Origin of the sequence: Microbacterium sp. nov. GSS16, assembly GCF_028198145.1 — a bacterium.
Classification (GTDB): Bacteria; Actinomycetota; Actinomycetes; order Actinomycetales; family Microbacteriaceae; genus Microbacterium.
In genome coordinates, this window is record NZ_CP116338.1 from 2,315,998 (window position 1) to 2,341,001 (window position 25,004).

General features: G+C 69.3%; 26 protein-coding genes and 1 tRNA gene. 10 read left to right on the forward strand and 17 right to left on the reverse strand.

From position 1 onward, the window contains the following. Positions 1–206: 206 nt before the first annotated feature. The gene (locus PGB26_RS11020; protein ID WP_271637650.1) at positions 207–791 is read left to right on the forward strand and encodes an HdeD family acid-resistance protein; all 585 of its coding nucleotides are present in this window, start codon (positions 207–209) and stop codon (positions 789–791) included. Between the two features lie 57 nt (positions 792–848). On the opposite strand, the gene PGB26_RS11025 is transcribed toward PGB26_RS11020, so the two are convergent. Further along, the gene (locus tag PGB26_RS11025; RefSeq protein WP_271637651.1) at positions 849–1,613 is read right to left on the reverse strand and encodes an SDR family oxidoreductase; all 765 of its coding nucleotides are present in this window, start codon (positions 1,611–1,613) and stop codon (positions 849–851) included. 113 nt (positions 1,614–1,726) lie between these two features. On the opposite strand from PGB26_RS11025, the gene PGB26_RS11030 reads away from it, so the two are divergent. The 4 genes from PGB26_RS11030 to PGB26_RS11045 all read left to right on the forward strand — a co-directional run bounded on the left by PGB26_RS11030 (position 1,727) and on the right by PGB26_RS11045 (position 4,403). Further along, positions 1,727–2,200 (forward strand): NfeD family protein, encoded by a 474-nt coding sequence (locus PGB26_RS11030; RefSeq protein WP_271637652.1) that lies wholly within the window; start codon positions 1,727–1,729, stop codon positions 2,198–2,200. Between the two features lie 7 nt (positions 2,201–2,207). Next, positions 2,208–3,134 carry an SPFH domain-containing protein gene (locus PGB26_RS11035; protein ID WP_271639651.1) on the forward strand — a complete coding sequence of 309 codons (927 nt, stop codon included), beginning with the start codon at positions 2,208–2,210 and terminating at the stop codon, positions 3,132–3,134. Further along, on the forward strand, positions 3,131–3,901 hold the full coding sequence (locus tag PGB26_RS11040) for a glycerophosphodiester phosphodiesterase family protein (protein WP_271637653.1): 771 nt from the start codon (positions 3,131–3,133) through the stop codon (positions 3,899–3,901). Before PGB26_RS11035 ends, PGB26_RS11040 begins: the two co-directional genes overlap by 4 nt. A gap of 118 nt (positions 3,902–4,019) precedes the next feature. Then, positions 4,020–4,403 carry an RNA polymerase-binding protein RbpA gene (locus tag PGB26_RS11045; RefSeq protein ID WP_271637654.1) on the forward strand — a complete coding sequence of 128 codons (384 nt, stop codon included), beginning with the start codon at positions 4,020–4,022 and terminating at the stop codon, positions 4,401–4,403. 1 nt (position 4,404) lies between these two features. Here the strand turns inward: PGB26_RS11045 and lnt are convergent, their stop codons facing one another. From lnt to PGB26_RS11090, 9 genes are all read right to left on the reverse strand, one after another. Continuing rightward, positions 4,405–5,928, reverse strand: coding sequence for an apolipoprotein N-acyltransferase (lnt, locus tag PGB26_RS11050; RefSeq protein ID WP_271637655.1), 1,524 nt, complete (start codon positions 5,926–5,928; stop codon positions 4,405–4,407). A 4-nt stretch (positions 5,929–5,932) separates the two neighbouring features. Further along, positions 5,933–8,404 carry a DEAD/DEAH box helicase gene (locus tag PGB26_RS11055; protein WP_271637656.1) on the reverse strand — a complete coding sequence of 824 codons (2,472 nt, stop codon included), beginning with the start codon at positions 8,402–8,404 and terminating at the stop codon, positions 5,933–5,935. Further along, on the reverse strand, positions 8,401–9,162 hold the full coding sequence (tatC, locus tag PGB26_RS11060) for a twin-arginine translocase subunit TatC (RefSeq protein WP_271639652.1): 762 nt from the start codon (positions 9,160–9,162) through the stop codon (positions 8,401–8,403). The genes PGB26_RS11055 and tatC overlap by 4 nt, the downstream gene beginning before the upstream one ends. A 62-nt stretch (positions 9,163–9,224) precedes the next feature. Next, complete coding sequence (tatA, locus tag PGB26_RS11065) at positions 9,225–9,458, reverse strand: Sec-independent protein translocase subunit TatA (RefSeq protein ID WP_099195615.1); 234 nt, start codon at positions 9,456–9,458, stop codon at positions 9,225–9,227. Positions 9,459–9,484: 26 nt separating this feature from the next. Next, positions 9,485–10,480 (reverse strand): helix-turn-helix transcriptional regulator, encoded by a 996-nt coding sequence (locus tag PGB26_RS11070; protein WP_271637659.1) that lies wholly within the window; start codon positions 10,478–10,480, stop codon positions 9,485–9,487. Next, complete coding sequence (locus tag PGB26_RS11075; RefSeq protein ID WP_271639653.1) at positions 10,477–11,430, reverse strand: helix-turn-helix transcriptional regulator; 954 nt, start codon at positions 11,428–11,430, stop codon at positions 10,477–10,479. Before PGB26_RS11075 ends, PGB26_RS11070 begins: the two co-directional genes overlap by 4 nt. A gap of 53 nt (positions 11,431–11,483) precedes the next feature. Further along, a complete protein-coding gene (locus tag PGB26_RS11080; RefSeq protein ID WP_271637660.1) occupies positions 11,484–12,395 on the reverse strand; it encodes a hypothetical protein in 912 nt (303 codons plus the stop codon). A gap of 10 nt (positions 12,396–12,405) precedes the next feature. Continuing rightward, positions 12,406–13,416 carry a tRNA (adenine-N1)-methyltransferase gene (locus PGB26_RS11085; protein ID WP_271637661.1) on the reverse strand — a complete coding sequence of 337 codons (1,011 nt, stop codon included), beginning with the start codon at positions 13,414–13,416 and terminating at the stop codon, positions 12,406–12,408. Next, positions 13,413–14,090: an HAD family hydrolase gene (locus PGB26_RS11090; RefSeq protein WP_271637662.1), complete on the reverse strand. Its 678-nt coding sequence runs from the start codon at positions 14,088–14,090 to the stop codon at positions 13,413–13,415. The genes PGB26_RS11085 and PGB26_RS11090 overlap by 4 nt, the downstream gene beginning before the upstream one ends. 87 nt (positions 14,091–14,177) lie before the next feature. Here PGB26_RS11090 and PGB26_RS11095 point away from each other — a divergent pair, with 87 nt between their 5' ends. Continuing rightward, positions 14,178–15,023: a PAC2 family protein gene (locus PGB26_RS11095; protein ID WP_271637663.1), complete on the forward strand. Its 846-nt coding sequence runs from the start codon at positions 14,178–14,180 to the stop codon at positions 15,021–15,023. A gap of 4 nt (positions 15,024–15,027) precedes the next feature. On the opposite strand, the gene PGB26_RS11100 is transcribed toward PGB26_RS11095, so the two are convergent. Both PGB26_RS11100 and PGB26_RS11105 read right to left on the reverse strand, forming a co-directional pair. After that, on the reverse strand, positions 15,028–15,858 hold the full coding sequence (locus tag PGB26_RS11100) for an undecaprenyl-diphosphate phosphatase (RefSeq protein ID WP_271637664.1): 831 nt from the start codon (positions 15,856–15,858) through the stop codon (positions 15,028–15,030). A 48-nt stretch (positions 15,859–15,906) separates the two neighbouring features. After that, complete coding sequence (locus tag PGB26_RS11105; protein WP_271637665.1) at positions 15,907–17,202, reverse strand: M20/M25/M40 family metallo-hydrolase; 1,296 nt, start codon at positions 17,200–17,202, stop codon at positions 15,907–15,909. A gap of 110 nt (positions 17,203–17,312) precedes the next feature. Between PGB26_RS11105 and PGB26_RS11110 the strand changes: the two genes are divergently transcribed. Then, positions 17,313–17,397: transfer RNA gene (locus PGB26_RS11110), tRNA-Leu, on the forward strand. 46 nt (positions 17,398–17,443) lie between these two features. Here the strand turns inward: PGB26_RS11110 and PGB26_RS11115 are convergent. The 4 genes from PGB26_RS11115 to PGB26_RS11130 all read right to left on the reverse strand — a co-directional run bounded on the left by PGB26_RS11115 (position 17,444) and on the right by PGB26_RS11130 (position 21,654). Continuing rightward, positions 17,444–18,166: a glycosyltransferase family A protein gene (locus tag PGB26_RS11115; protein WP_271637666.1), complete on the reverse strand. Its 723-nt coding sequence runs from the start codon at positions 18,164–18,166 to the stop codon at positions 17,444–17,446. Positions 18,167–18,172: 6 nt separating this feature from the next. Then, positions 18,173–18,628 carry an SRPBCC family protein gene (locus tag PGB26_RS11120; RefSeq protein WP_271637667.1) on the reverse strand — a complete coding sequence of 152 codons (456 nt, stop codon included), beginning with the start codon at positions 18,626–18,628 and terminating at the stop codon, positions 18,173–18,175. A 93-nt stretch (positions 18,629–18,721) separates the two neighbouring features. Then, positions 18,722–19,807 carry a VIT1/CCC1 transporter family protein gene (locus tag PGB26_RS11125; RefSeq protein WP_271637668.1) on the reverse strand — a complete coding sequence of 362 codons (1,086 nt, stop codon included), beginning with the start codon at positions 19,805–19,807 and terminating at the stop codon, positions 18,722–18,724. Positions 19,808–19,911: 104 nt separating this feature from the next. After that, the gene (locus PGB26_RS11130; protein WP_271637669.1) at positions 19,912–21,654 is read right to left on the reverse strand and encodes a DEAD/DEAH box helicase; all 1,743 of its coding nucleotides are present in this window, start codon (positions 21,652–21,654) and stop codon (positions 19,912–19,914) included. Positions 21,655–21,759: 105 nt separating this feature from the next. Between PGB26_RS11130 and PGB26_RS11135 the strand changes: the two genes are divergently transcribed. Next, complete coding sequence (locus tag PGB26_RS11135; protein WP_271637670.1) at positions 21,760–22,587, forward strand: SGNH/GDSL hydrolase family protein; 828 nt, start codon at positions 21,760–21,762, stop codon at positions 22,585–22,587. Between the two features lie 18 nt (positions 22,588–22,605). Here PGB26_RS11135 and PGB26_RS11140 read toward each other — a convergent pair whose 3' ends face one another. Next, positions 22,606–23,415 carry a TrmH family RNA methyltransferase gene (locus PGB26_RS11140; protein ID WP_271637672.1) on the reverse strand — a complete coding sequence of 270 codons (810 nt, stop codon included), beginning with the start codon at positions 23,413–23,415 and terminating at the stop codon, positions 22,606–22,608. Between the two features lie 61 nt (positions 23,416–23,476). On the opposite strand from PGB26_RS11140, the gene PGB26_RS11145 reads away from it, so the two are divergent. Together PGB26_RS11145 and PGB26_RS11150 are read left to right on the forward strand one after the other, a co-directional pair. Beyond that, entirely contained in the window at positions 23,477–24,325 is an 849-nt protein-coding gene (locus PGB26_RS11145) for a Sir2 family NAD-dependent protein deacetylase (protein ID WP_271637674.1), read from the forward strand. 35 nt (positions 24,326–24,360) lie between these two features. After that, positions 24,361–24,945: a histidine phosphatase family protein gene (locus PGB26_RS11150; RefSeq protein WP_271637675.1), complete on the forward strand. Its 585-nt coding sequence runs from the start codon at positions 24,361–24,363 to the stop codon at positions 24,943–24,945. The last annotated feature ends 59 nt before the right edge of the window (positions 24,946–25,004 follow it).

Here is a 25,004-nt window from a genome sequence, read left to right on the forward strand (position 1 = left end):
GTCAGGCGATGGCCTGATTGATACGGACGAAGTTACCGGCAGGATCGCGGACTGCACCAGGATGCTGGGGATCCAGATGATAGCGCCACCCGGCGCAGTCTGATCACCTCGCCGAGCCGATAGGAGTCCTCATCAACCGGTCGCACATCCTGATCCTGGCATCCGATAGCGTGTGCCGCACAGCGTCCGCTCACGAAAGGATCATCATGGCCCGACAATTCATCGCAGAGCCCGGCTTCCTGCGCTCCGTGCGGATCTTCCTCGGCATCGCCGGCGCGATCACGCTGATCGCCGGCATCGTGCTTCTCATCTGGCCTGCCAAGTCGGCGGTGATCGTCACCGGGATCTTCGCCAGCTACCTCATCGTCAGCGGGCTCGTCTACCTCGGCCTGGGAGTCTTCTCGGGCCGAGGCGGCGGGTGGGTGCGGGCGGGCCACATCGTGCTCGGTCTTCTCTTCATCGCCACGGGCGTCATCGCGTTCGCCAATCTCGGTGCCGCGACCGTCACGCTCGCGATCATCGTGGCGATCTTCATCGGCGTCAGCTGGATCGCCGACGGCGTCGTCGCGCTGAGCCTGATGGGACACGACGCGTCGAAGGTGTGGACGCTGCTCTACGCGCTGCTCGGCATCGTCGCAGGCATCGTGGTGCTGCTGTCGCCGCTGTATGCGGCGACGGTGCTCTGGATCATCCTCGGCATCTCGCTGGTCGCGCTGGGCGTCGTGCAGCTGGTTCGAGCCTTCGCACTCAAAGACGTCGGCACCGCGCCGATCGCCGACCCCGCGATCTGACGCCGAACGGTGAAGGAGGAGGCGACCGTGCGGGTCACCTCCTCCTTCACGCCATGATCATTCGGCGACGAAGTCCGACGTGTCGCCCACCAGGCGGGTGTTGTCGGCCGGTACCGGATCCACAGCTGCCCTGGCCACCTCAGCGGCGAACTCCGAGACGTTGTAGAGCTTGCCGGCCGACTCGCGGCGGCCGGCGATCGCGCCCGGATTGGCGCGCTCGAGCAGAGTGGCCGTGATGGTGCCCTCGATCATGTCGCCCGAGACGACGGTGAATCCGATCCCCTTCTCAGCGAGTCCGGGGATGAGCTCGCGCAGGGCGTCCTCGCCCGCCCGCTTCGAGCGGGCGACCGGCTCGTACTCGGGCATGGTCGGGGTGGTGCGGATGAAGTGCGCCTGGTGACTGGTGACGAAGACCACCCTGGCCTCGTCGCTCAGCAGCGGCTCAGCGGTCTGCAGCACGTTCACCTGCGCGTCGCGGTTGAGCTTCAGGGCGTAGTCCTCGGCCATGCCCGACTCCATGCCGCCGGACGCGTTGAGCACGAGAACGTCGAGGCGCCCGAACTCCTCGCGCACCCGATCGAACATCGCCGACACCGAGTCGGGATCGGTGAGATCGGCGCCGACGACCAGAGCGCGTCGGCCGAGGGCGCGCAGCTCGTTCGCGAGCTTCTCGGCGCGGGGCGCCTTGTTGCGGAAGTTGATGACGACGTCGGCGCCCGCTTCGGCGAAGTAGCGGACAGTGTCGGCGCCGATGCCTCGCGACGATCCGGTGACGAGAGCCACCTTGCCGTCGAGGGATCCGGCGGGAAGGACCTGGGTCATCTCTGCTCCTCGGGATGCGCGCGATCGCCCGGATGGCGACATCCCACCCTACAACGGCGGCCCGTCAGGGCCCGGGCCCTGGCCCCGTGGTAGGTTGACGCTCAGGAGGGCGCATGGACGGTCTGGCGACATTCTTAGCCGACATCGGGCAGTGGGCGTGGATCGCCTGGCTGGTGCTCATCGCTCTGTTCCTGGTGATCGAGATGCTCACCCTCGACTTCACCTTCCTCATGCTGTCGTTCGGCGGTCTGCTCGGTCTGGTGGCCGGGCTCCTGGGCCTGCCGTGGTGGGCGCAGCTGATCGTCGCCGCCGTCGCGGCGGCGATGTTCATCTTCTTCCTCCGCCCTCCCCTGCTGCACCGCCTGCGGCGCGGCGAGGATCCGGCGAAGTCGAATGTCGACGCACTCAAGGGCCTGTACGGCACCGCGCTGCTCGACATCACCCAGATCACCGGTCAGGTCAAGCTCAGCAACGGCGACATCTGGACCGCGCGCAGCGCCGACGGCTCACCCATCATCACCGGCACGCGCATCGCGGTGGTCGACATCAGCGGCGCCACCGCCATCGTCCGTCCCGTCATCGAATAGGAGCATGATGAACGACGTCTCGTTCATTCCGACCGCCATCGCGTGGATCCTCGCCATCGCCGTCATCATCTTCGTGCTGGTCACGATCGCCCGCGCGATCCGGATCATCCCGCAGGCGACAGCCGGCGTGGTCGAGCGCCTCGGCCGGTACCACAAGACCCTGCAGCCCGGACTGAATCTCCTCGTGCCGTTCATCGACCGGCTCCGTCCGCTCATCGACATGCGCGAGCAGGTCGTCTCGTTCCCGCCGCAGCCGGTCATCACCGAAGACAACCTGGTGGTGTCGATCGACACCGTCGTCTATTTCCAGGTGACCGATGCCCGCGCTGCGACCTACGAGATCGCGAACTACCTCGGCGCAGTCGAGCAGCTCACGACGACGACTCTGCGAAACGTCGTCGGCGGTCTGAACCTCGAGGAGGCGCTCACCAGCCGCGACGAGATCAACGGCCAGCTGCGGGTCGTGCTCGACGAGGCGACCGGGAAGTGGGGCATCCGCGTCTCGCGCGTCGAGCTGAAGGCGATCGACCCGCCCGTCTCGATCCAGGACTCGATGGAGAAGCAGATGCGCGCGGAGCGCGACCGGCGTGCCGCGATCCTCACCGCCGAGGGATCGAAGCAGTCGCAGATCCTCGAGGCCGAGGGGCAGCGGCAGGCCGCGATCCTCAAGGCCGAGGGCGACAAGCAGGCCGCCGTGCTGCGCGCCCAGGGTGAGGCCGAGGCGATCCAGAACGTGTTCGGCGCGATCCACCAGGGGCGGCCGGACGACAAGCTGCTCGCCTATCAGTACCTGCAGATGCTTCCGAAGATCAGCGAGAGCGAGTCGAGCAAGCTCTGGATCATCCCGAGCGAGCTGACCGAGGCCCTCAAGGGCATCGGATCGGCGTTCACCCCGCGCGGCGACGGCACCGGCGAACCACCACGCAGCGCGTGACGCATCCGTTCCTCTCCGGCAGCGGGCGCCCGCGGGTCTTCGCCCATCGAGGGCTCGTCGTCTCCGAAGGCGACCAGACGACAGTCTGGGAGAACACGGCTGCGGCTTTCGCGGCAGCGCACGCGGCCGGTGCGGAGTACATCGAGACCGACTGCCGAGTCACGGCAGACGGTGACGTCGTGCTGTTCCACGACGAGACGCTGCAGCGCATCGCGGGCGATCCCCGCGCCGTGAGCTCGGTGCGCACGAGAGAGCTGGAGCGGCTGTTCTCCGGGCACGGCGGGCTGCTCACGGTGGCGGACGCCCTCGACGCCTTCCCCGACTCCCGGTTCAACATCGACGTGAAGACGGCTGAGGCATCCGTGCCACTCGGCGCCGTGCTCGCGCCGCACGCGGATCGCGTGCTGGTGACCAGCTTCTCCGATCGCAGCCGTCTCACCGCGCTGCGTGCGACCGTCGACGCCGGGGCGGAGATCAGACCCGCCACGTCGGGCGGCCGCTCGGTGATCGCTCGTCTGCGCGCACTCTCGGCCGCCCGCCTCTCCCCCGCCCGGGCGCTCCGAGACGTCGACGCCGTGCAGATCCCGGAGGCTCATCGCGGCATCCGCCTCTTCACTCCCTCTCTGCTGCGGGCCGCGCGCAGCAACGGAGTCGAGGTGCACGTCTGGACGATCAACGACCCGAACGACATGATGCGACTGGTCGCCGACGGCGCCGACGGGATCGTGACCGATCGCGCCGACATCGCGGTGGACGCCCTCTGCTGATCGGTCGCTGCCCGCGCACGCCCTGGGATTCCGCTGTGAGTTCCCACGTGTTCTCGCCGCTGTGGATGAACCGCACAGGCGCGAGCGTTATACCTGACAGCGACGAGAGGACCACACAATGGCAGATCGCAGCCTTCGCGGCATCCGGCTGGGTGCCCAGAGCCTTCAGAGCGAGGAGGGCGTCGTCTTCATGGAGCGACGCGCCACCGCGTACAAGTGCGACACGTGCGGCCAGGAGACCACCCTGATGTTCGCCGCCGACGCTGAGGCACCGCAGACCTGGGAGTGCCGACACTGCGGCGCCGAAGCGGTGCTGCAGGTCGACGGTGCGCCCGTCAAGATCGAGGAGAACGACGAGAAGGTGGCACGTACCCACTGGGACATGCTGCTCGAGCGCCGCACCCGCGATGAGCTCGAAGAGCTCCTCGCAGAGCGGCTCGCCTACATCCGTGCCCGCCGCGGCGCGGGAGACGACCCCAACCGCCACCGCATCGGCGCCTGATTCAGCGTCGACGTCGGGCCAGCAGCCCGGCGACGATCAGCACGGCCGGCGAGATCAGCATCCCCAGCTGAACCCACGGCCCCAGCACGACCCCAGCCGTGAGGCCGGAGCGCAGCTCGACATCCTCGAGCAGCGCCCCGGCCTCATCGGCGTCCAGGGTCGAGACGGTCGATCCGTCGGGCCGGATGATCTGGCTGGTGCCCACGGTCGAAACGTTCACCACGCTGCGGCCGGTCTCGATGGCCCGCATGCGGGCGAACGCGAGCTGCTGCAGGTTCTCGTCCGTGCCGCGGAAGTCGGCGTTGTTGGTCTGGAAGACCAGTACCTCTGCGCCCTGCGTCACGCTCTCCCGGATGACCTCGTCGTAGATGACGTCGAAGCAGATCGCGAGCCCGACTCCCGTTCCGTCCACGCGCATGAGCGGCGCATTGCTGCCGGGGGTGTACTCGCGGCCGATCAGCCCGATGAGATCAGGGGCCAGCGCGTAGTAGAAATCGCGATCCGGGACGTACTCGCCGAAGGGCACCGGATGCCGCTTGTCGTGCAGCTGCGTGGCATCCCCGTCCTGCGTCCAGAGGAACGACGTGTTGAAGATCCGCTCACCGCGCTCGGTGGCGGTGTTGGCCAGCAGTGGCGCATCGAACTCGTTCACCAGACGGGTAAGCCGTCTCGCGGTCGTCTCGTCCTGGAACGGGTCGTAGTCGACGCCGCCTTCCGGCCAGACGAGCAGATCGACGTCCGCGTCGCCGATCGACCTCGTGGCGTCCGTCTGAGCGGTGATCACCCCGTAAGGCTCGCGTTCGTCGAAGTACCCCGTGGTGCCGTTGCCCTGCACTGCGGCGATGCGCATCTCTCCGGACGCAGCGGTCGGGAACAGCGGGGTCAGCAGCAGCACGAGCAGGGTCACAGCGGGGGCGATCAGGCGCGTCGGACGTCGCCATCCCCGCATCCGGATCAGCTCGATCAGCAGCGCGACGAACGCGACCATCAGGAACGTCAGGCCACTCACGCCCAGCCAGGAGGCGACCGGCGCGAACGGCCCTTGGGCCTGCGTCATGCCGAGGCGCGCCCAGGGGAACCCGCCGTAGGGCCAGTTGCCGAGGAAGAGCTCGTGCGTCGTCCAGAGACCTGCGACGACGAAGGGCAGCACGACAGCCCGACTGCGGGGCCAGGCTGCGGGCAGCCAGCGATAGGCGAGACTGATCGGCACGAGCGCCACAGCCGTCAGCACGCCCTCCACGACCGTCAGAGCGAGCCAGGGCACCGGACCGAGGTAGCGCGCCGTGAACGAGACCTGCAGCGCGAAAAACACCAGTCCGTAGCCGAGGCCGACCAGCAGAGCCCCGCCCACCCGTCTTCCACGCAAGGCGGGCAGCAGCACGGCGAGCGAGACGAACACGAGCGGCCAGATCGCCGCGGCAGGAAAAGCGAGCGCCATGAGCACACCGGCTATCACCGCCATCGCGACGGCGGCCCACAGCGGCAGCGCTGGGCGCGCCGAAGGCGTCGTGCGCGAATCGCTCATCCGGTCACACCGCGGTGTACACGACGATGCCGCGCCGCACGCCGTCGAGTGCTCTGCGAGCGGTACGGGCCAGCTCGTCGTCCTCGGCGACCATCGAGAGCTGATCGAGCAGATCGATCGTCTGCTTGGCCCAGCGCACGAAGTCGCCGGCCGCCATGTCGGCGTCGATCAGCACCCGATCGAGCGAGCCGCCGCGCGCCCACGCGTGCATGGCTGCGGCAAGGCCCGGTGCCAGCGGCTCGGTGCGCGGCAGCGAGTAGTCGTGCTCGAGATCGTCGAGTTCCGCCCACAGCCTCGTCGTGGCGTCGTAGGCGATGCGGAACGCGCCGCGGGGCAGACCCCGCTCCCCCATGTTCTGCTCGTCGCGACGCGGTTCGTAGACCAGGCAGCTGGCCATCGCCGCGAGCGACGGCGCGTCGAGCGTGCGCCACAGCCCTTGACGCAGGGACTCGGCGACGAGCAGATCGCGCTCGCCGTAGATGCGCCGCATGGTGCGGCCGGCGTCGGTCAACGACAGGCGATCGCCCTCGCCGTCGAGGTAGCCGACCACCTGCAGCACGTCGATCACCCGGTCGAAGATGCGCGCGACCGTGCCGGTGCGCGTCTCGATCTGACGTCGGATGCGATCGGTGTCGCGCTTGAGCGAGAAGTACCGCTCGGCCCACCGAGCGTGCGCTTCGCGGTCGGGACAGTTGTGGCAGGCGTGCCGCCGCATCCGGTTGCGCAGCCCCTGGATCTTCTTCAGGCGCTTGTCGCGCACGGCTCGGCCGCCGGCATCCCGTCTGTCCTTCTTCTCGAGATCGCTGAGCTCGCGCCGCAGCGCGGCGTACTCGAGGAAGTCGCCGTGCTCGCAGGTCATCGCCTCGCGATAGCCGGCGAGCGAGTCCTCGGCCTCGCGGACCTTGCGCGCGAGCCCCACCACCGAGCGGTCGGCCTGGAACTGCGCGAACGACGATTCGAGGATCTCGCGCGCTCTGGCCCTGCCGAACCGGTCGATGAGATTGACCGCCATGTTGTACGTCGGCCGGAAACTGGAGTTGAGCGGATAGGTGCGGCGGGATGCCAGGGCCGCGACGGCCTGAGGATCCATGCCCTCCGTCCACTGCACCACCGCGTGCCCCTCGATGTCGATTCCGCGGCGCCCCGCACGACCCGTGAGCTGCGTGTACTCCCCCGACGTGATCGCGACCCTGGCCTCGCCGTTGAACTTCTCCATCTTCTCGAGCACCACCGTGCGCGCCGGCATGTTGATGCCCAGGGCGAGCGTCTCGGTCGCGAAGACCGCCTTGACGAGCTTGCGCTGGAAGAGCTCTTCGACGACCTCCTTGAACGCGGGCAGCATCCCCGCGTGGTGAGCCGCGACACCGCGCTCGAGGTCGTCGCGCCACTGCCAGAAGCCCAGCACGTCGAGATCCTCGTCCTGCAGGGCGCGTGTGCGGTCGGTGACGATCTCGCGGATCAGTGTGCGCTCCTCCTGGGTGGTGAGACGCACGCCCGAGCGGCGCACCTGCTGCACGGCCGCATCGCAGCCGACCCGGCTGAAGATGAAGAAGATCGCCGGCAGCAGGTTGGCCCGCTCGAGCAGCCGCACCACCTCGGGGCGGTCCATCCGCTCGATCCGACGCACGTTCGACGCGCGCACGGGGCGCTTCCCGCCGCGCGGCGGACGATGCGCCTCACGGCCGGCGTGCTTGCTGCTGCGATACTCCTGCGCGCGACGGTTGCTCTCGTGGCGTGACCCGGTGAACGAGCGGATGCGCAGCAGCTCCTGGTTCACCTGCGCGGTCGCGATGCCTGCGCGCTCGTCGAAGAGCGGCAGCAGGTCGTCGCGCACGAGGACGTGCTGTTCGAGGGGCACCGGGCGGATCTCGGACACGATCACGTCGGTGTCGCCGCGGACGGTGTCGAGCCAGTCGCCGAACTCCTCGGCGTTCGACACGGTCGCGCTCAGCGAGACGAGCCGCACATGCTCGGGCAGGTGGAGGATGACCTCTTCCCATACCGGCCCGCGGAACCGGTCAGCGAGGTAGTGCACCTCGTCCATCACGACGTACCGCAGCCCGCGCAGCGCGTCGGAGTCGGCGTACAGCATGTTGCGCAGCACCTCGGTGGTCATCACGACGATGCGCGCGTTGCCGTTGATGTTCGTGTCGCCGGTCAGCAGCCCGACCTGGTCTGCTCCGTACACGTCGACCAGTTCGCGGAACTTCTGATTCGACAGCGCCTTCATCGGCGTCGTGTAGAAGGCCTTGTCGCCCGCCGTCTGCATCGCGAGATGAATGGCGAACTCGCCGACGATCGTCTTGCCCGCCCCCGTGGGAGCGGCCACCAGCACGCTGCGACCGCGCTCGAGCGCATAGCAGGCATCGATCTGGAACGGGTCGAGCGCGAAACGCTGACGCTCTGCGAAGGCCTGCGTGTGCGGGTGCTCGGCCGCTGCACGGGCGGCAGCGTAGCGCTCGGCCGGTGAACTCATGCTGCGGGCAGATCCGGTTCGAGGCCCTCGGCGATCCGCCGCTTGCGGCGGCGCTTGTCCAGCAGGACGGTGAGACCGGCCGCGGCGAAGTAGAGCACGACGAGCATGCCCGCGAGGAGCAGCATGCTCACGACGTCGGCGGCGGGAGTCGCGAGGGCTGCGAAGGTCGTGGCGATGAGCACGGCCACCCGCCAGCCCTTGAGGATTGCCGCACCTGAGAGGATGCCGGCGAAGTTCAGGGCCACGAGGAAGACCGGGAGCACGAAGGCGACGCCGATGACGAGCATCATCTTGAAGACGAAGTCGTAGTACATCTTCGCCGCGTAAAGGTTGTTCGCCCCATCCGGCGTGAACGTCGCCATGAGCTCGATGATGTGCGGCACGATGAGCGTGCCGACGTAGCAACCCGCGAAGAACAGCGGCAGCGCTGCCGCGATGAACCCGACGGTGTACCTGATCTCCTTGCGGGTCAGGCCTGGCATGATGAAAGCCCAGATCTGCCACATCCAGATCGGCGCCGAAAGGAAGATGCCGATCGAGAACGCCATGCGCATCCGCAGATCGAAGGGCTCGGTCACCGAAGAGAACGTGAGCCCGACGAGTCCGTCGCGCGTCTTCGCCACCTCGTTGACCGGTGCGACGATGAACGCGATGATCGGATCGGTCACCAGGAACGCGACGATCATGCCGACCAGGAGGCCGGCGGCCGAGAGCATCAGGCGCTTGCGGAACTCGAGAAGATGAGCCCCCAGCGACATGCGCCGTTCGCCGCGTGGCTGGCTGTCCTTCGCGGCGCGGGCGTCTACCGCAGCCACGGTGATCAGACAGTGCGATCAGGACCAGCGGGCGCGTCGGGGTCGACGTCGCTCACGGCATCCTTCTTCTTGGTGGTGTCGGCGGCGTCTTCCTCGCGCATGGCCTTCATCTCGCCCTTGAAGACGCGGGCCGACTGGCCCATGCTCTTGGCCAGCGCCGGCAGCTTCGCCGCGCCGAAGAGGAGAAGGATGACGACGAGGAGAATAACCAGGTGCCATCCGTTGAGGCCAGCAAACATGTGGGACTCCTAAATCGTGGGTTCGATCAGTCTACCCGGGCGGGTGGTCGCTCAGGTGTCTTGTAGAGGTCGAGTCCCGCCGCCGCCCAGTCGTGCGTGGTGGTGCGAGCGAGCGGCGGATCGATGACTTCGAGCGCGCCGCCGAAGCGGGCGGCGACGCGCTTGATGCCTCGCGGGTCGGCCATGCGGATGCGGAGAGTGACGAGCCCGCCCCCGCGTCCGACCTCCTCCTGCGGGAACGAGCCGATCAGCGGCACGAGACGCTCAGGGATCCGCACGGTCACCTCGCCCTCCGGCCCGTCTCCGGCGCCGAACTCCGCCGGCACCGCGGCATCGGCGTGAGTGATCGGGATGTCGGTGAGGCGGGCGTCGCTGACCCGGTCGAGGTGGAACGTGCGCATGGCCGTGCGCAGATGGCACCAGCCCTGCAGATACCACTGGCCGTTGTCGATGCGGATCTGAGCCGGATCGACGGTGCGCGTGGTGGGCTGTGCGTCTGGGGCCTGATAGCGGAACGACACGGCGACACCGTCGTGCAGCGCCTGCGACACCACGCGCTGCACCTCGGTGACCGCTGCGGGAGCGACGACGAGGTCGGGCGGGGCATCCGCCGATCCGTGCGCCAGCTTGGTCATGAGACCGGTCACCAGGCCCGAGTCCGCGACAGCCGGCACGGAGGCGACCATCTGCAGACCCGCGAGAAGCGCGGCCGCCTCTCGCGCGGTCAGGCGCGGCACCCGCCGCAGCGCGACGTCGTTCGTGATCTCGATGATGTCGTGCTCGTCGAGCAGATCCCAGTCGATGTCGAACATCTCCTGGGGCAGCTGCCAGTAGCCGGAGTCACCTGGCAGACCGATCACCGTCAGCTTCTCGACCATGCCGCGCATGGCCTCACGGGTCACGCCGAAGTCGGCTGCGGCCTCGTCGAGTGTGACCTGCCCGCGCTCGAGCAGATACGGCACGAGCGTGAGGTAGAGCCGCACGCGATCGGCGGCGAGAAGCGGGGCGCCCGACGTGCTCATGAGTCCTCCCGATCGCCGCCGTGATCGGCGGCCGCATGCTGCTCGGCGATGGCCTGAAGGCGCTGGATCACCGCGTCGCGCAGATCATCCGGACCCACCACCCGCACCTCAGGCCCGTACGACGCCAGCTCGTCGGCGAAGATATGCCGATCGACGTACCCGACAGCGATGCCCTGGGCCCGCGGCGTGGCACGTCGGCCGAGCCGCAGCGCCGCCTCGGTGCCGGGGGTGACCTCGAGCAGCGCGCTCTGCGCGGCCGCGAACTCCTCGAGCCCGGCCAGCGCGCGAGCCGCCGCGCCCTCGCGCAGAGCGACGTCGAATGTCTGTCCCGTCACCTTCACATCGCTGACGATGCGGCTCAGCAGGAACGTGCGCTCCGCATCGGCGTCGACGTCGATCCCGAACAGGTGCCAGCGCGCCTCGTACTCCACCTGCGCCAGCGGGCGCACCCGTCGTCGGGTCGGTGCCTTCTCGCCGGGCTTGAGGTACTCGAAGACGACGACCCGATTGCGTTCGATCCCCTCCTGCAGAGCGGGGAAAGCCGCATCACGGGCGGCGATGCGCGGTGCGAAGCCGATGATCGGCTCGTCGCCGTCTATTCCGAGCGCGCGGATCTTGCGCACGCCGGAACGGGCATCCATCGACACCGACTCGGTGCTCCACACACTTCCCGCCAGCCGCAGCACGGCGAGCTCCGCCGGAGTGAACTCGATGTCTGCGGGCAGATCGTACTCGGCCTGCGGAATGCGGTAGCGCGCCTCGCGCAGGTCGTGCGGGTCGGCGGGGTCGCCGATCGTCTCGATCGGGACACCGAGCGAGCGCAGCTCGTCCTTGTCGCGCTCGAACATCTTCTCCAGCGCATCGGTCTTGGCCCCCGCCTCGACGCGCTGCCGGTAACCGGAGACGTTCTCGATGATCTGCTGCTTGGTGAGCCCGATCTCCGTGGCCATGAGCGCCACGACGAGATTCGTCAGGCGCTCCTCTGCGGGGATCCGGGCGGGCGTCACCGGGCCATCAGCTCCTCGGGGATCACGCCCAGCACGTCCACGACGTGCACGGTCGCGTCGTCGCCGGACTGCGTCGGCACGATGACCATCAGCTGCGAGCCGACACGCGCCTTCGAGACCGCCTCGGCGACCTCGGCAGGCAGCCCGTCGGTGCCGGTCACAGAACCGTCCCAGGTGGTCTGACCGACGCTGCGGCTCGTCCAGCCGACCGAGGTCGAGCGGATCAGGGCGGTGCCGTCGCCGACCTTCTCGTGCTCGCCCCGCAGCAGCGTCTCGGTGATCGCCTTCTTCGGCGCCGCGGTGTCGGGGATGATCACGCCGGGGCGCCCGTCGGGCGCGCGCACCACAGAGGGAAGGCCGGGCGCGTCGTTGAAGACATCGGAGCCGTCCGCCTTGGCCAGTGCGGTGTAGCGCACGTCGTAGACGGCGACGAGGCTGTCGGTCGTGTCGAGTCCGATCTGCTGCGCAGCCCCCTCGGGCAGGTCCGATGCCGGGATCGATGCGACGATGCGGCTGCCTTCCGTCGCGCACTTGAGCGCCTCGTCGACGCCCGCGAGCTCGGCGCCGGCGGATTCGGGGCTCCACAGCTTCAGCTGTGCGTCGAGCGTCTGACCGGTCGTGCCGTTCACCAGCACGCGGGCGAGGATCGCCTCCTGGCGGCTGTCGGTGATCGCCCTGCCGTCGCCGGTGATGATGTCGGCGTACGCGGGCTCGCCGGTGTGCACGGGCAGCTCGATCTCGACCCGCGGCGCACCGAAGTCGCCGGTCACGGTCACCGACCTCTCCAGCGCCGCCGAGCCGTCCCGGTCGCACGCAGCTCCCTCGAATGTCGGCGCCGCGGCCGAGCATCCGGTCAGGACGATGGTGGAGAGGGCGAGGGCCGAGAGGGCAGCGGTCGATTTACGCACGCACCCCAGTCTATTCGGATGCCTGCTCGCCCTCGCGCGACGCCGCGGCGACCCGCGCGCCGCCGGCGGCCTTCTGCGCCTCGCGCACGCGCTTGCGCAGGTTCTTGTCGGTGATCTGCCGGTCGCCGACCGCGCCAGGTGTCCACAGCTCGACGTCCTCGTCGCCGTAGCTCGACTTCGATGCGCGGCGACGAACCTCAGGAGCCACGGCCCCCGGCGCGAGACGACGAGCGGTGAGCAGGAAACCGGTGTGAGCGACCATGCGATGGTCGGGGCGCACGGCGAGCCCCTCGACGTGCCAGCCGCGCACCATGGTCTCGGATGCATCCGGGTCGGTGAACAGACCGGTGCCTCGGATGTACTCCGCGACCCGCGACAGCTGCGTAGCGGTGGCGATGTAGCAGATCACCACGCCGCCAGGGGTGAGTGCATCGGCGACGACGTCGATGCACTCCCAGGGTGCGAGCATGTCGAGCACCACTCGGTCGACAGTGCCTGGCTGATGCCGCTCGCCCAGCTGCTCGGCCAGATCGCCGACCACGACATCCCACGTCTGGGGTGTCTCGCCGAAGAACGTCTCGACGTTCGCCTTCGCCACCTCGGCGAAGTCCTCGCGGCGCTCGAACGAGGTGAGCGTGCCGTCGGAGCCGATCGCGCGAAGCAGCGCGAGTGACAGGGCGCCCGAGCCGACACCCGCCTCGACGACCACGGCGCCGGGGAAGACGTCTGCCTGCATGACGATCTGCGCGGCATCCTTCGGGTACACGATGGCCGCACCGCGCGGCATCGACATCGCGAAGTCGCGCAGCAGCGGACGCAGCGCCAGGTAGTCGTGGCCCGAGCTGTTCGTCGCCACGGATCCGTCCGGCTGGCCAATCAGATCCGCGTGCCGCAGCACGCCGTGATGCGTGTGCAGCTCGCCGTCGGCGCGCAGCGTGATGGTGTGCATGCGACCCTTCGGGCCGGTGAGCTGGACGCGGTCACCCTCCCGGAAGGGACCGCTGGGACGTGCGGCGCTCATCGGGCGCCCTCCTTCGCGAAGCGGGTGTGCAGGTCGGCGAGATCGGCGGTCGTGCGGCCTGCCAGGGTGGGCCACAGCTCGTCGGCGCCGCAGCCGTCGAGCGGCACGATGTGCGGCACGCCGAGCGTGACTGCACCGGATGCCGCGCCGGAGGCTACACCCGTCGGCGAGTCCTCGATCACGACGGCGTCGGCGATGTCGATGCCGAGCTGGGCCGCGGCGGCCAGGTACGGGTCGGGGAATGGCTTGGGGCGCTCGACCTCGTCGCCTGCGACGATGAGGTCGAAGGCTGCGAAGTCGATCTGGTCGACGACGTCGAGGGCCATACGGCGCAGCGACATGGTCACCAGAGCGGTCGGGATGCCCTCGGCGCGGAGGTCCGCGAGCAGCTCGCGCGCCCCGGGCCGGAACGGCACTCCCTGCGTGCGCAGCCGCTCGGCGACGCGATCGGTCATCAGCTCGACGATCTGCTCGGGTTCGAGGTCGACGCCCGCCTGCTGCAGCACCCGTCCGCTCTCGAGCAGACCGTTGCCGACCAGCTGCATCGCGTCGTCATGCGTCCATGTGCCGCCGTACGACTCGACCAGCTCCGTCTCTACGGACATCCAGTAGGGCTCGGTGTTGACGACGGTTCCGTCCATGTCCCACAGGACGGCGGCGGGCTTTCTGCTCATTGCACCCATGGTAGCCGGGTCGCCGCCCCCGGCCAGGCGGTGAGGTCTAGCCTGGAGGGGATCGACTCGGCTCCAGGAAGGAGAGGGATGGACGTCCTCGGCTCTCGCATCATCGTCGCCGCATTCGACGGCTGGAACGACGCCGGCGAGGCGGCGAGCGGTGCCATCGGCGCCCTTCGCGCCGCCGGCGAGTACGAGCAGGTGCACGCGGTGGATCCCGAGCTGTACTTCGACTACCAGTACACCCGCCCCTCGACGCGGATGAACGCCGACGGAGGGCGCGAGCTGCAGTGGCCGGAGGCCTCGCTGTGGCGCCCCACCCGCCCTGCAGAGAGCGGGCCCGAGCTCTGGCTGCTGACCGGCTCGGAGCCGGCGCGCGCATGGCAGGCGTTCGTGAACGAGTTCCTGGATGTCGCCCTCCGCGACGACATCACCGGCCTGGTCACGATCGGGGCGATGCTCTCGGACGTTCCGCACACCCGGCCGATCTCGGTCTTCGCCTCGAGTCAGGATGAGCGCGTGCGTGAGGTGCACGGGCTCGACAGATCCAGCTACGAGGGCCCCGTCGGCATCCTCAGCGTGTTCGACCAGTTCTTCAGTCAGGTCGAGATCCCCTCGGCCAGCCTCTGGGCCAGCGTGCCCCACTACGTCGCCACAGCCTCCCCGTCGCCCAAGGCGACGCTGGCGCTGCTCGACCGCCTCGAGGAGCTGACCGGCGTGGGCCCTGCCCGCGAGCACCTGCGCACCGAGGCGGCAGCCTGGGAGGCGTCGATCGACGCGGCGGCCGCCGAGGACGAGGACATGGCCGAGTACATCCGGCAGCTCGAGCGCACCAGGGACACCTGGGATTCACCTGATGCGTCGGGGGATGCCATCGCGCAGGCGTTCGAGCGCTATCTGCGCCGCCGCGGCGACGGCTTCGACAAGCGCTGAGCGATCAGACGGCGGGAACGACGCCGGTCGCGAGCAGCACGATGATCACGACGCCGAGCAGCACCCGGTAGATCACGAAGGGCAGGAAGCTGCGCTTCGAGATCCAGTTCATGAAGAACGCGATCACCCCGAGCGCGACGACGAACGCGATACCGGTGGCGGCGAAGGTCTCACCGAGCCCGAAGTGCTGGTTCGGGTCTCCCCCGTGCTTGAACAGCTGGTAGAAGCCGCTGCCGAAGACCGCAGGGATCGCGAGCAGGAACGCGTACCGGGCGGCCGCCGCACGCTCGTAGCCGAGGAAGAGACCCATCGTGATCGTGCCGCCCGACCGGGAGACGCCGGGCACGAGGGCGAGCGCCTGCGCGAATCCGAACGCGGCGCCGTGCCCGTAGGTGAGCTCACCGAGTCGACGTCGCTTCGCTCCCACGTGGTCGGCGATGCCGAGCAGCACGCCGAAGACGATGAGCATGATCGCGACGATCCACAGCGAGCGGAACACCGTCTCGATCGAGTCCTGGAACAGCAGCCCGAGCACCACGATCGGGATGCTGCCGAGGATGATCAGCCAGCCCATGCGCGCGTCCGGATCGTTGCGCGGTGCCTTGCCGGTGAGTGAGCGGAACCACTGCGCGATGATGCGTACGATGTCGCGCCAGAAGAACACGACGACCGCTGCCTCGGTGCCGATCTGGGTGATCGCGGTGAACGCGGCGCCCGGATCCTCGCCGGACGGCAGGAAAGTGCCGACGATGCGCAGGTGGGCGCTGGAGGAGATGGGCAGGAACTCCGTGAGTCCCTGCACGATGCCGAGGATGAGCGCTTCGAGCAGGTTCATGCGTCGCTTTCTGACAGGGCGTGGTGAGGTCGGCGCGAACGAGGCTGATCAGCAGCTGCGCAGCAGATCGGCCAGCACGCGCTGGCCGAAGACAAGCGATTCTACGGGCACGCGCTCGTCGACTCCGTGGAACATCCCGGTGAAGTCCAGATCGGCGGGCAGCCGCAGCGGCGCGAACCCGTACCCGGTGATGCCCAGCGACGCGAGCGCCTTGTTGTCGGTTCCCGCACCGAGAAGGTACGGGATCACCGGCACGCCGGGATCATGGCGCCCGAGCGCGGCTACCATCGCCTCGACCAGGTCGCCCTCGAACGCGGTCTCCATTCCGATGTCCCGCACGACCGTCTGGATCTCGATGTCGTCGCCGGCGATCCGCTGCAGCTCAGCGAGCACGTCGTCCTCGGTGCCGGGGATGACACGGACGTCGATGAGCGCCTCGGCCGTCTCGGGGATCACGTTGTGCTTGTATCCCGCCGTCAGGGCCGTCGGGTTGGTCGTGGTGCGGAACGTCGAGCGCAGGAACGCCTCCGCGGGACCGGCGGCTGCGGCCAGCGCATCCGGGTCGTCGCTGGAACGGCCGGTGACGTCGCTCAGTCCGTCGAGCAGCGCGCGGGTCGTCGGGGTGAGCCGGATCGGCCAGCGGGTGCGCCCGATCGCCGCCACGGCCTCGGCGAGCCGCGTCACCGCGTTGTCGTCGTGGTAGCGGCTGCCGTGCCCGGCGCGGCCCTTGGCGACGAGGCGCAGCCAGAGCATGGCCTTCTCGCCCACCTGCAGCAGGTAGACGCGGCGGTCGTCGACCGTGATCGAGTAGCCGCCCACCTCGCTGATCGCCTCCGTGGCACCGGCGAACCAGTCCGGTCGGTCCTTGACGACCAGGGCCGAGCCCTCGACGCCGCCGTTCTCCTCGTCGGCGAAGAAGGTGAGGATGAGGTCGCGCTCCGGCTGCTCCCCCGCGCGCAGCATGTCGCCGACGGCGGTCAGGATCATCGCGTTCATGTTCTTCATGTCGACTGCGCCGCGCCCCCACAGCATCCCGTCGCGCACAACGCCCTCGAACGGGTCGACGCTCCAGTCGGCGGCGACAGCCGGGACGACATCAAGATGCCCGTGCACGACGAGGGCAGGGCGCTCGGGGTCGCGCCCCGGCACCCGCGCCATCACGTTCGTGCGTCGCTCGATGGGCTCGTAGTACTCCGGCTCGAGGCCGAGCTCCTGCAGGTAGGCGCCGACGTACTCGGCCGCCTCGCGCTCGCCGTTGGCCCTGCCGCCGCCGAAGTTCGACGTGTCGATGCGGATCAGGTCGCGGGCGATGCGGACGACCTCAGGCAGCTCAGTATCGGGCATGAGCCCAGGCTACCCAACCGCGATGCCACGCCCGGGAGTCGCGCTGGTTCGAACAGCCCCGTGGGCCGTGCTAGAGTCGATCTTCGTTCGGCAACGAACATTCATCACCTGCGCGGGTGGCGGAATAGGTAGACGCGCTAGCTTGAGGTGCTAGTGCCCGCATAGGGCGTGGGGGTTCAAGTCCCCCCTCGCGCACAGAGCGAAGAAGGCCCGGATCCGGTGGATCCGGGCCTTCTTCGTCTCAGTTCCGCACCCGCAGTCGCCGCCACCGGTACGGCGGGAAATCCTCGGGCCAGTGCAGCCGGACGGTGCGGGTGCCCCGTCTCATCCGGCGGCCGAAGGCGCGCCCAGGCCACAGCGGTCGCATGGAGATCCCCATCCGCTGCCCCGGCATCCACCCGATGCGGCCGAGCGAGCCGAGGTGGAACGACAGGTCCAGGTCGTCGTGTGTCTCGGCGTCGTGCCGATGCACCTGCTCGCGCACTGCGTGCCAGGCATCCGCCCGCATCGCCATGTTCGAGCCGAAGAGCGGCCGATGACCGAGCGCGGTTCTCGTGGTGGCCTCGTACGCACCGAGATAGATCAACGCGGTCCAGCGCAGTGCCCGCGGCCCGTCGATGAATCGTGCACCGCCCGTCGCCGCGATGCACTCCGGAGAGCGCGCGAACCACGCCATGGCATCCTGCACCCAGGTCGACGGCGGGACGCAGTCGGCGTCGAGTCGCAGGATGAGATCGCCGGCCGCCGCGTCGTATCCCGCCGCCGCGGCGGCGGGGATGCCGATCTCCGGGCAGAACACCACCCGTGCCCCTGCGGACGCGGCGATCGCCGCCGACGCATCCGAGGATGCGTTGTCGACGACGATCACCTCGTCGGCCGGTCGCGTCTGCTCGCGCAATGCGGCGAGGCAGCACGTCAGCAGCTCTGCGTCATCCCGCACCGGGATGACGACCGATACGCGCAACGACGCTCAGGCGTCGACGTCGCCGCGCCACGCGCCGGTCTCGCCGCCGCGCCCCTCGATGAACTTCTTGAAGTTGTCGAGATCCTTCTTCACGGCATGGGAGCCCGCGCCCACCAGCGCTCCCACCTTCTCGAGCAGACCCTGCGGGTCCCAGTCGATCTGAGCCGTGACGCGCGTCGTGTTCTCATCGAGCTTGTGGAACGTGACGACGCCGGCGTGCTCGGTCTCGCCGCCCATGCTCTTCCAGGCGACCCGCTCGTCGGGGTGCTGCTCGGTGATCTCGGCGTCGAACTCGCGCTCCGCTCCCCCGACGTTGACGACCCAGTGGTTGTGCGTGTCGTCGATCTGCGTGATCGACACGACCTCGTCGAGGAAGTGCGGGAAGCTCTCGAACTGCGTCCACTGGTTGTAGGCGACGCTCACGGGGACGTTCACGTCGACGGTCTCGATGATCTGGGGCATTTTCAACTCCTCGCTTCTGGGATGGAGATCCCAGTCAGCCCGAACACGGTGCTTCGCGCGAGGGGGTTGACGACGGGACTCGGAGAGGTCGACTCAGACTGCGCCGACGCCGAACGCCAGACCGAGACCGTAGGTGATCGCGGCGGCGCCCACGCCGATCGCGAGCTGACGGAGGGCTCTCTTCAGCGGCGGACCGCCGGAGAGGATGCCCACCATCGCCCCCGTGGCCAGCAGCGCGATCCCCACCAGCACGAGGGCGACGAGGATCGCCGCGGTGCCGCTGAGTCCGAAGATCCACGGCAGCACGGGGATGATCGCGCCGGAGGAGAACAGCAGGAAGCTGGAGATCGCCGCAGCCCAGTCGCTGCCGATCACCTCGTGGTCGGCGTGGATTCCGATCGGCCCTGTCGCGTCGCGCCGGATGCCCGCCTGCGCCGCCTCGACGACGCGCTGCGCGCGCACCAGCGACTCGTCCTGCGCCATGCCGCGCGCGCGGTACACGAGTGCCAGCTCATTGGCATCGATGTCGAGGTCGCCCGCTGTGGCGTCGGCATCGCTGTTCTCCTCCGTGGATGCCAGCAGCTCGCGCTGGGAGCGCACCGACACGAATTCGCCCGCCCCCATCGAGAGGGCGCCGGCCAGCAGTCCGGCGATGCCGCTGAAGAGCACGAAACCGCCGCTCACGCCCGTGGCTCCGATTCCCAGCACGAGTGCGAGGTTGGAGACGAGACCGTCGTTCGCGCCGAACACCGCAGCGCGGAACGAGCCCGACAGCCGGCGGCGCCCGCGCGCGGCGAGGCCGCGGACGACTTCGTGGTGCACCTTCTCGTCGGCGCGCATCGCGGCAGTCGCGAACTCCTCGGTGTCGTAGGGCGATCGCGCCTCGGCGCTCTGTGCGAGCGCGAGGACGAAGATCGATCCGAAGCGGGAGGCCATCCAGCCCAGCATCCGCGAGCGCAGACCCGCCCTGGGCAGCCTCGACGGCTCTCCGCCCAGAAGGTCGAGCCAGTGCTGCTCGTGTCGGCGCTCGGCCTCGGCGAGCGAGAGCAGGATCTCGCGCTCCTCGCCCTCGCGGCGTGCCGCGAGGTTCGTGTAGACCGCGCCCTCGGCGCGCTCCTCGACGAGATAGCGTGCCCACTGCCGGCGATCGGCTGGGGTGGGCTGTGCGGGCGCGTTCATGCATCCTCCGTGCTGTGGGGAACAGTCAACGGTATCGACGGCGGTGCCCAGAGACTGCGTCAGCACAGCGATTGACAGGATTTCGGATGCCCGAAGCGCGCCGCTCAGGAGCGCACGCGCTTGCGCAGCACGTCGATCCGGGACTGCAGCTGCGCGACCGTCGCCTGCGGGACGGCGGGACCACCGCACACGCGACGCAGTTCGGCGTGCACCGCGCCGTGCGGCTCGCCGCTCTGGCGGGCGTACAGCCCCACCAGGCTGTTGAGCAGCTGCCGCTGCTCGCGCAGCGTGCGGTGCAGCGGTGCGGGCAGGGTCGACTCCTGCTCGGGAGGAGCCGCGGCCTCACGCGCCTGACGCAGCTTGCTCTGCCTGGCCTGACGCTGCATGAGGAGGTCGTGCACGTGCTCGGGCTCGAGCAGACCGGGAAGCCCGATGAACTCCTCCTCCTCCGGCGTGCCGGGCTCGGCGAGCTGACCGAAGTCCTTGCCATCGAACACGACCCTGTCGAAGTGGGCGAGCGACGAGATCGCCTGGTAGGTGAACTCCTGGGTCAGGGCATCCGATGCGTCGTCTTCGCGGTTGGCGCTCTCGAGAAGAGAATCCTCGAGGCCGTCGTCATCCTTCGTCTGACGGTCGAGTGCATGATCGCGCTGCTTCTCCATCTCGTTCGCGAGAGTCATCAGCACAGGCACGTTGGGCAGGAACACGCTGGCCGCCTCGCCACGGCGGCGGGCGCGCACGAAGCGCCCGATCGCCTGCGCGAAGAAGAGCGGCGTCGACGAAGAGGTGGCGTACACGCCGACGGCGAGGCGCGGCACGTCGACGCCCTCCGAGACCATCCGCACCGCGACCATCCAGCGCCGGTCGTCGGCGCTGAACCGCTCGATCCGCTCCGACGCCGACGCGTCGTCGCTCAGCACCACGGTGGGCTGCTGCCCGGTGATGCTGTGCAGGATCTTCGCGTAGGCGCGCGCGACGGTCTGGTCGGTGGCGAGCACGAGTCCGCCGGCGTCGGGCACGTGGTGGCGGATCTCGGAGAGGCGCCGGTCGGCGGCGCGCAGCACGGCGGGCATCCACTCCCCCTCCGGGTCCAGAGCCGTCCGCCAGGCCTGCGAGGTGACGTCCTTGGTGTTGTCCTGGCCGAGGTGCGCCTCGAGCTCGTCGCCGGCGCTCGTGCGCCAGCGCATCTTGCCGGAGTACATGTGGAAGAGCACCGGCCGCACGACGCCGTCTTCGAGGGCCCGGCCGTAGCCGTAGGCGTAGTCGGTGCTCGACACCCGCGCGCCCGACTCGTCTGGCAGGTACTCGACGAACGGGATGGGCGCCGTGTCGCTGCGGAACGGCGTTCCCGAGAGCAGCAGGCGGCGCTTGGCCGGACCGTACGCGTCGCGGATCGCATCGCCCCAGCTCAGCGCGTCACCGCCGTGGTGCACCTCGTCGAGGATCACCAGCGTGTTCGCGTCCTCGGTCAGATGCCGATGCACGGACGACTTCGCGGCGACCTGCGCGTAGGTCACGACGACGCCGTGGTACTGCCGTGACGGGGCCCAGTGGCTGTTGCGGAAGCGGGGGTCGAGACGGATGTGCACGCGCGCTGCGGCGTCGGCCCACTGCGTCTTGAGGTGCTCGGTCGGCGCGACGACGATGACCCGGTTCACCTCGCCCATCCGCAGCAGCTCGACCGCCAGCGTCAGAGCGAAGGTGGTCTTGCCCGCGCCAGGGGTCGCTGCGACGAGAAAGTCGCGCTGATCGGCCTGGAAGTACTGCTCGAGCGCCTCGCGCTGCCATGCCCTCAGCTTGTCGGCGGTACCCCACGGGGCGCGCTGAGGGAAGGACGGAGAGAGCATCGCATCTACGATAATCCAGGCCGCCGACAGTTCGGTTCGGGGCCGGGGGTAGGCTCGGATGCTGTGCTGCCGGCACCCGCGGCAGTTCCTGTCGAAGGAGAGACGATGGTCGATCAGGATTCCTCGCGCACCCCCTACGTCGCCAACGAGGGTCCGCACCCGTGGCGTCGATTCGTGGCGGTCGGCGACTCGTTCACCGAGGGCATCGGCGACCCCGACCCGGCTGCTCCCGGAGGGCACCGCGGATGGGCCGACCGCGTCGCCGAGGTGCTGTCACAGGACGTCGATGACTTCGCGTACGCCAACCTCGCCGTGCGGGGAAAGCTGATCGCCCAGATCGCCGCTGAGCAGATCGAGCCGGCGGTCGCTCTGAATCCTGATCTGGTCTCGATCTGCGCGGGAGGCAACGACGTGATCCGTCCGCGCACCGATCCCGACGACATCGCCGCGCAGCTCGAGCGCGCCGTCGCACGCCTGGCGTCGACGGGAGCCGCGGTCGTGCTCTTCACCGGCATCGACACGCACTTCACCCCGGTCTTCCGTGCGTTCCGCGGCAAGGTCGCGATCTACAACGAGAACGTGCGCGCGATCGCCGACAGGCACGACTGCATCGTGGCCGACCAGTGGGCGCTGAAGGTCATCCAGGACACGCGGTTCTTCGCCGATGATCGGCTGCACCTGAACGCGCTCGGCCATCATGAGGTCGCGCGCATGGTGCTGCGCGCGCTGAACGTGCCGAACACGCTGCAGCCCATGCAGCCTGATCCCATGCCGGTGCGCACGTGGCGCGAGGCGCGCACCGAAGACATCGGCTGGGCGCGCGAGCACCTCGTGCCCTGGGTGCTGCGGCGTCTGCGTCACCAGTCCTCGGGCGACACGATCTCCGCGAAGCGCCCGGATGCGATGCCGTTCCTGCGCGGCGACGTCGGCTGATCCGATCGCCGGCCGCGCTCAGCGCGTCGCGTAGAACGCCACCGCGGACGCGGCGGCGACGTTGAGGGAATCCACCCCGGCCCTCATGGGGATGGTGACCCGTCGGTCGAGCAGGCGGTCGGTCTCGGGGCGGATGCCGTCGCCCTCGGTGCCGAAGATCAGCGCGAGACGCTCCGGCGACTCCGCGACGAGATCGTCGAGCGTGATCGCGCCGCTTCCGAGCGACATGCCGGCGACGAGGTACCCGGCCGAGCGCAGCTCGTCGATGCCCGCCGGCCAGGTGTCGATGCGCGTCCACGGCACCTGGAACACCGTGCCCATCGACACGCGCACCGAACGGCGGTACAGCGGGTCGGCGCAGGTGGGGCTGACGAGAACCGCGTCGACGCCGAGCGCCGCCGCCGATCGGAAGATCGCTCCGACGTTGGTGTGGTCGGTGAGTCCCTCCAGCACGGCGAGCCGCGGGCGTGCGCTGTCGATCCGCGCGAGCAGATCGGCCACGGGCGCCGGCTCCGGGCGGTGCATGGCCGCCATCACCCCGCGATGCACGGCGAAACCGGTGAGCTGCTCGGCTGCCTCATCCGTCACGACGTAGACGGGCACGTCGCGTTCGCCGAGCAGCTCCACGACGGCGTCCGCCCACTTCTGCTGGATGAGCATCGAACGCGGACGGTGACCCGCCTGCAGAGCGCGCTCGATGACCTTCGCCGACTCGGCGATGTACAGCCCGCCTTCCGGCTCCCGCACCCGGCGCAGAGCCGTATCGGTGAGCGAGCGGTAGTCGTCGAGCACCGGGTCGTGCGGGTCGCGAATGTGGTGCAGCTGCATCCGTCCATGCTTGCAGGTCGAAACGGCCCCGCAGCCGCGCCCGCCCGAATAGACTTCCGAGGTGCAATCGCTCGAGCTCTCGGACACCGTCGCCGACGCCGTCGATCGCACGGCCGGGCTGCTGAGCGGCCTTCCCTTCGCCGTGCTCACCGGAGCGGGCATCTCGACCGATTCGGGCATTCCGGCCTACCGCGGCGCAGGCGCACCGCCGCGCTCGAAGCCGATGACCATCCAGACCTATCTCTCCGATGAGGCCGCACGTCGGCGGTACTGGCTCGGCGGTCATCTCGGCTACCGGGCGTTCACGGCGCCGGATCCGAACGGCGGGCATCTCGCGCTGGCGGCGCTGGAGCGCGCGGGAGCAGCGACCGGCGTGGTCACCCAGAACGTCGACGGGCTGCACCTGCGCGCCGGCAGCCGGCGCGTCGTGGAGCTGCACGGCACGATGCACCGCACGCTCTGTCTGCACTGCGGGCAGGTGTACGACCGCAGGGCGATCGCCGAGCGCATCGAGCAGCTGAACCCGTGGATCCTCGTGCCGGAGAACATCGTGCTCAACCCCGACGGAGACGTCTCGCCGGAGAGCACGGCGGGCTTCGTCATCCCGACATGCGAGATCTGCGGCGGGATGCTGAAGCCCGACGTCGTGTACTTCGGCGAGTTCGTGCCGATCCGTCGGTTCGCGCTCGCGGAGTCCCTCGTGCACGCCTCGTCGGCACTCGTCGTCGCGGGCACGTCTCTCACCGTGAACTCCGGTATCCGGGTGATCGAGCGGGCGCGCAGGCGCGACATGCCGATCGTGATCGTCAATCACGAGCCGACCAGGGCGGATGCCTGGGCTGACGAGGTCATCGAGGGCGGGACGACCGAGGTCCTCTCCGCGCTGGCGACCCGCCTCGGAGCTCTCTGAGCGGGGCGCACCGGAGCCTCCCGTAGGCTCGAGGGGTGACCCTGCTGACACTCGTACGCCACGGACAGACCGACTGGAACCTCGCCCGTCGCATCCAGGGCACCACCGACATCCCGCTCAACGACACCGGGCGAGACGACGCCCGCAGGGCCGCCGCCGCGCTCGCCGGTGAGCAGTACGACGCGATCTACGCGAGCCCGCTGGTGCGCGCGCAGCAGACGGCGCAGATCATCGCGGACGAACTCGGCCTCGGGGCGCCTGCGCTCACCCGCGGGCTGCGCGAGCGCACCTTCGGCGACGGCGAGGGGATGCTCGTCGAGGACTACCTGAAGACCTGGGGCGATTGGACCTCGGCGGTGCCGGGCGCGGAGACCCTCGACGAGGTGCGCGATCGTGCGATGGACTCCCTCGAGCGGATCGCGCGCGCCTCGCGTCGACGGTCGGCGCCGCGAGCGGAGTCGATCATCGTCGTCAGCCACGGCGGGGTCATCCGCTCGCTGCTCATGCACGTCTCGGGCGGCTCGCTGCCGAGGGTGGGTGACTCGCTGCACAACGGCTCGGTCCACCGCTTCGTCGCCGAGCGGGGCACGCTGCGCCTGCTCGAGGCGATCCCGATCTGACCCTTCGACGGGCTCAGGGGCCTTCGACAGGCTCAGGGACCCACCACATGGGATGCCGA